5 protein-coding genes and 1 pseudogene are annotated in these 5,329 nt (G+C 39.1%); 5 read left to right on the forward strand and 1 reads right to left on the reverse strand.

Annotated features, from left to right (window positions below):
- The first annotated feature begins 22 nt into the window (after nucleotides 1–22).
- A complete protein-coding gene (locus FJR11_RS23140) occupies nucleotides 23–1,138 on the forward strand; it encodes a hybrid sensor histidine kinase/response regulator (RefSeq protein WP_168508015.1) in 1,116 nt (371 codons plus the stop codon).
- Nucleotides 1,139–1,275: 137 nt separating this feature from the next.
- Here the strand turns inward: FJR11_RS23140 and FJR11_RS23145 are convergent, their stop codons facing one another.
- Nucleotides 1,276–2,172, reverse strand: a complete 897-nt coding sequence (locus tag FJR11_RS23145; RefSeq protein WP_168508017.1) for a hypothetical protein — start codon at nucleotides 2,170–2,172, stop codon at nucleotides 1,276–1,278.
- A gap of 132 nt (nucleotides 2,173–2,304) precedes the next feature.
- Here FJR11_RS23145 and FJR11_RS23150 point away from each other — a divergent pair, with 132 nt between their 5' ends.
- The 4 genes and pseudogenes from FJR11_RS23150 to FJR11_RS23165 form a co-directional block, all read left to right on the forward strand.
- The gene (locus FJR11_RS23150) at nucleotides 2,305–2,523 is read left to right on the forward strand and encodes a CopG family transcriptional regulator (protein WP_168508019.1); all 219 of its coding nucleotides are present in this window, start codon (nucleotides 2,305–2,307) and stop codon (nucleotides 2,521–2,523) included.
- 311 nt (nucleotides 2,524–2,834) lie between these two features.
- The gene (locus FJR11_RS23155; protein WP_168508021.1) at nucleotides 2,835–3,467 is read left to right on the forward strand and encodes an AAA family ATPase; all 633 of its coding nucleotides are present in this window, start codon (nucleotides 2,835–2,837) and stop codon (nucleotides 3,465–3,467) included.
- The gene (locus tag FJR11_RS23160; RefSeq protein ID WP_168508023.1) at nucleotides 3,457–4,380 is read left to right on the forward strand and encodes a ParB/RepB/Spo0J family partition protein; all 924 of its coding nucleotides are present in this window, start codon (nucleotides 3,457–3,459) and stop codon (nucleotides 4,378–4,380) included. The genes FJR11_RS23155 and FJR11_RS23160 overlap by 11 nt, the downstream gene beginning before the upstream one ends.
- Nucleotides 4,381–4,966: 586 nt before the next feature.
- Nucleotides 4,967–5,329 (forward strand): annotated as a pseudogene (locus FJR11_RS23165) (hypothetical protein); the annotation flags it as partial.

The raw sequence follows: 5,329 nt of genomic DNA on the forward strand, positions 1-5,329 counted from the left end.
AAATAAATCTACTGGTATTTGTATGACACCTTTCTCTTGGAACTCAAGTTCAACAGAAAGTATCCTTTTGGTAGATGACTCAACCAAGAATGTTTGTGTACTAAAATCTACTCTCAAGCAAGAAGGATACAGGGTAACAGTAACAGATAGCGATAGTGAAGCCTTAATTAAGATTGTCGAATCTCCACCTGATTTAGTCCTATTAGATACGTTCACTCCAAGTATTGATGGCTATGAAATCACTCGACAGATCAAGCAGAATTCCCATTTACCTTTTATACCTGTGTTACTCGTTACCAATTGTGACGAGTCCTCTTTCATTCAAGGTTTACAGGCTGGTGCTGATGACTTTTTGATTAAACCTGTAGAGCAAAATGAATTGTTGGCAAAAGTGCGTTCGCTCTTGCGACTAAAACACAGTATCAATCACCGAGATATAATTACCCAGCAATGGTGCAAAGATTTTGTGATTAATATGACTCACGATTTACGCACTCCTTTAACTTCAGTAATCCAAATGCTAAAAGTGCTGAAAAAAGGAACTTTTGGGCATAATCTCTCAGAAATGCAGGAATATATCCAACAAATTACCGAAAGTAATCAAACATTGTTGGATATGGTTGAAAATATCCTCAACGTTTATCAATATGAAGCAGGTAATAAAGATTTAGAGGTTTTTTCTGTAGATTTGTGCAAGTTAAGCCAAAAGGTAGTGCAGGAACTCCAACCTTTAGCTGCTGTGAAAAATTTGACTCTGACAACAACATTCAACAGTCAACAATCATCATTATTGACAGTTAGGGGTGATAGGATAGAATTATACCGATTGCTGATTAACTTAGTTGGCAACGCTATTCGGTTTACAGATAGCGGTTCAATAGAAATTCAGCTTCATCGCCATCATGAATATGTAACAATTGCAGTAAAAGATACAGGTATTGGTATCAGTGAATCAGAACAAGTAGGTTTATTTGAACGTTTTAGACAGGGCAAACACCAGCGCCGGGGGAATGGTCTAGGATTATATTTGTCTCTTCAAATTGTTGAAGCCCATCAGGGAAATATCTCTGTGGAATCGACCGTAGGGGAAGGCAGTATTTTTACAGTTTATTTACCTATATCAACAGCTTCTTTGTGATCAGGACTTGATATCAAAATAATAGGGAAAAGAATCGGTGGGAAACTAACTGATTTTAAAAAACTCCACAGCAAAGATGCTTATTCCTACTTTTGACTACGAAACACTACATTATTTTGGGATTAGAAGGAATGACATTAGATCAGTCCACACTCTTCTTCAGCAATAGTTAGTAACTTTTCTTGCAGTGGTGTCAAACATGGTTGATATCGTTTACTTAAACCAGCTAGTAGCCAAATAATAGCATCATCAATATTTCTCATTCGATGCAATCTGACAAGACGTTGACATAATTGCTGCATATATTGGCTATCACTCTCAGAATAATCCAACGGCTTTAGGTTTTCCATCTTCACTAGATACTCTCCATCCCAGGTCGTAATTGTGTAGCTAAAATTGCCGACATGAGTAATAATTCCCCAACAACCGTTTTTGCCCTTGAGTTCTAAATCATCTTTAGGGAGAATTTCACACACTTGCCCTAAATAGTGGGTGTTAGGTAAATTCGGTTGCTCCTGTAATTTGTCCACAATACTTTTAACAATGCGTCCTGATGGTACTTTACCACCTGCCGCGTCTACTGCCTCTTGCCAACATCTAACTTGTTCCTCTGCTTCTAATTTTGTCAATGGTCGCACTTGTCCTTCTGCTGTTGGCAAAATGTCCACAAATTGTGGACATTCTTCCAGGTTGTCCACAACACTAGCTGCGTCAATAAGTTGGTAGGAACGGGAACGGTTATAGCTAAACCTGTCTTTGCAGTATTCGTCAAAAGTTTTGTGGGAGTTGCGATATAGTTTTCTGTCTCTCAATTGTCTCAAGGCTTTTCCAGCTTCGGAGAACGCCCTCTCTACTTGACGCTCTAACCGGAAGCGATTCCTACGGAGCGCTTCGCTATCGCCCTCTTCTTCTTTGGTTAGTTCTTTAGTAGTAAATATTGCTATCGTAGTATTAACAGCATCACCATTTTTAGCATCAACAGCCAAATTCTCACTGATAACAGTGGTAGTCTTGTCAAGCGGCGCATTAACCATATCACTTGCGCTCCTGGTTAGTTATTATCATAATTATAACGTAGTACCACGCAATTAAAGTGTCTGACTTAGAAGTATTTGTCTGATGCTAATTGCGATATAATTGAGATTGTCGTTATAAGTGTGCAACTAATGGCGAGACCTGGTGGTAATCCCGATTTTGGAATCAAGTATCGCTTTGACTATGGCAGAGACGAGCCACTTTCAGAACAAGTGAAAGTATTGATGCATCCACAGATGAAACAGCATCTGAAAAATCTGGCTGATCTAGAAAAATGCACAGTACCTGATTTGATTCGTGAAGCGATTGAGCAATATTTGGTTGCTAAACAAACAACTAAACTAAGTTAATAGAATTGATATAATCGTCCTGTTCTTTTTGAGGACTTTTACCTCTCGCTATATTTACCGGGAATTTTAGATTTTAGATTTTAGATTAAAAAAATTTGGTAAAAGCCCCGTCCTTCAGTCCAGAAAAATACGCGCTGCGTATGCTTCGCTAACGTCAATCCCAAATCCATTTTCTTCGAGCTTCTACACTTTAGAGTGGAGTTAATCCAAAATCGTTCGACTGAGCGAAGTCGAAGTCCAAAATACGCGCTGCGCTGCTTACGCTGCGCTAACGTCAATCCAAAATCGAGTGACCCCTACCATATATTTTTATGATTATTGCCTTTACAAATCAAAAAGGTGGCGTAGGTAAATCAACTGCTGCTGTTCATCTGGCCTATTGGTTTAGTCAACGCCAAAAAACACTAATGGTTGATGCCGATGCCCAACAAAGTAGTTCCGTCTGGGCTAAATCTTTAGGTCTGGTTTACCAAGTCATTCAAGACCCAGAAGAGTTGTTTGAAAAAATTCCTGACTTAGCTATCCAGTATTCAGCCTTGGTGATTGATGCTCCTGGTTCACTTTCTGAAACTACTAAAGCAATATTGGCTCGTTGTGATATTGCTTTAGTTCCCTGCCAACCTTCTGGCTTAGATTTACACAGCAGTCATAAAATTTTGCGTTTTATCAAACACGCGACTGAATTGCGCTCTGGTTATCCAAAAGCTGCTTTATTTTTGAGCCGAGCTACCAAAGGTACAGTGTTAGAGAGAGAAGCCAGAGAAGCTCTTATTGCCACAGGAACCCATTTACTAAAAACTGCTATCTATCAAAAACAGTGTATCGCTGATGCCCCTGGTCAAGGGTGTACCGTATTTCAAATGTCAGGCAAAGCCGCAACCGAAGCCGCAAGTGATTATGAGGCACTTTTTCAAGAAGCCTTGGAGGTGCTGAATGTCAAGTAAAAGGCGGGAACTCAAAGATTTTTTATATGAAAGCACTGAGCCAACAAATGATTCACCACTGCCAACGGCAACGGTAGCTTTATCTGCTATTAGTCTGCCCTCTCAGCAGCCCCGGCGCTATTTTGATCCACTCAAGATGGAGCAACTCATTCAATCTGTGAAAGAGCATGGCATTTTAGAAAATCTGCTCATTCGACCAATTTTAAGTCAACCAGGGCAGTATGAATTAGTAGCCGGAGAAAGACGCTATCGGGCAGCGCAAGCTGTGGGATTATTAGAAGTTCCTGTTACCATCCGCACATTAACTGATTCTGAAGCTTTTACCATTGCCCTAGTAGAAAATCTTCAACGGGAAGACCTGAATCCAGTAGAAGAAACTGAAGGTATTTTGCAGCTACTGTCACTGCGATTAGAATTAACTCAAAATGAAGTCACAGCCTTGCTTTATCGGATGTTGAATGATGTTTCCCGATTGACTAATAACGTTATTAGTCAACCAGAATCTGAAGCAATTAAGGCGATATTTACTGACTTAGGGCTAATGGGGTGGGAGTCTTTTGTCAGTAATCGTCTACCTTTACTAAAACTACCTATAGATATTTTAGAGGCACTGCGTTCCGGGAAAATTGAGTACACCAAGGCCAATGCCATTGCACGGGTGAAGAATGAACAGTTACGCCAAAGTTTACTAGCAGAAGCGATCGCTAGTCGATTATCACTAACTCAAATTAAAGAACGTATCCGTAGTCTTAACGAAACTAAACCTAGCCAGGATACCTCAAATCCTCTCAAACAGCGCATTACATCCATTTTGGGACGAGTGCAAAAAACAAAGGTTTTATCCAATCCCCAAAAGCAAAAACAATTAGAAAAACTGTTATTTCAAATGGAAAATTTACTAGAAGAAGATTGATGTTCGCCCGTGAGTAGCATGAGAACAGGAGTGTATATTAAGCCAAAAAAGCTTGCTGTCACTGAGTTTGAGTCGTTGCATTAAAATATAACTTTTCCGGTAATAACAATTTTTATCACAGAAGAAAACCTGAAAGCCTGAATTTACTATGAAAATGATGAAAATGAGACCTTGAAAAAGGTATGAATTTTATTGTTATCACATGAATCAGTCGTTAACGTATATTTTGGTTTCATTGCTACTCGCACGCAATATTATATGCTCATAAAATTACTAACTAAAATTAATTTAGGGTACACTTAGGTGTTTTATAGGGGTTATATATACCCCAAAAAGAGATTATAGACTTGTATTTATTTCCTTTGACCCCTATATATTACCTGCTTATAACCTGCATAGGGGTTATATAGGGTCTATATTGCTAAAATAAAATAATTTGGGGTATGTGTAGGGGTTACTTATGGGATAAATATACCCTAACGCGAAAATTGAAAATAATTAAACTTTTAGCCCCTATCTAGGGTATATATAGGAGATACTTAGGGTATTTTTGTGCCACCCTTTTTTTGTATCCCACTTGACCCCCATGTCCAACATTCACGCCTTGCAAAAAATCTTTCCAGCAGGATTCGATAACGGTTACGGTAGTCTGAAACTTTTCGTCGATGGATTTGAAGTCGTTCGTATCCCCAGCTATATTTCCACCGCCGAGATGGAAGATGTCCCAGGAAGAATCGTTTTAGATGGTGCAGCTTACACCGTGGGAGAATCTGCTTTTCGTACAGGTTATCATTTTGACCGCAATACGGACCACAACGAAAACAAAATTAAAAATGCACTGTTGATGTTATTTGGTGGATTAGCACATTTGCCACATCGTAAAGCTTGGCATTTAAAATTAGTTGTCAGCTTACATGACATAGGACTGGCAAAAGATTTAAAACAAGCA

Source organism: Anabaena sp. UHCC 0187, assembly GCF_009712035.1.
Lineage (GTDB): Bacteria > Cyanobacteriota > Cyanobacteriia > Cyanobacteriales > Nostocaceae > Dolichospermum.

What these genes read in the sequence shown, in the direction of transcription:
- FJR11_RS23145 (WP_168508017.1), bottom strand. Translation starts at nt 2,172, where the DNA reads ATGGTTAATGCGCCGCTTGACAAGACTACCACTGTTATCAGTGAGAAT.
- FJR11_RS23160 (WP_168508023.1), top strand. Translation starts at nt 3,457, where the DNA reads ATGTCAAGTAAAAGGCGGGAACTCAAAGATTTTTTATATGAAAGCACT.
- FJR11_RS23150 (WP_168508019.1), top strand. Translation starts at nt 2,305, where the DNA reads ATGGCGAGACCTGGTGGTAATCCCGATTTTGGAATCAAGTATCGCTTT.
- FJR11_RS23155 (WP_168508021.1), top strand. Translation starts at nt 2,835, where the DNA reads ATGATTATTGCCTTTACAAATCAAAAAGGTGGCGTAGGTAAATCAACT.
- FJR11_RS23140 (WP_168508015.1), top strand. Translation starts at nt 23, where the DNA reads ATGACACCTTTCTCTTGGAACTCAAGTTCAACAGAAAGTATCCTTTTG.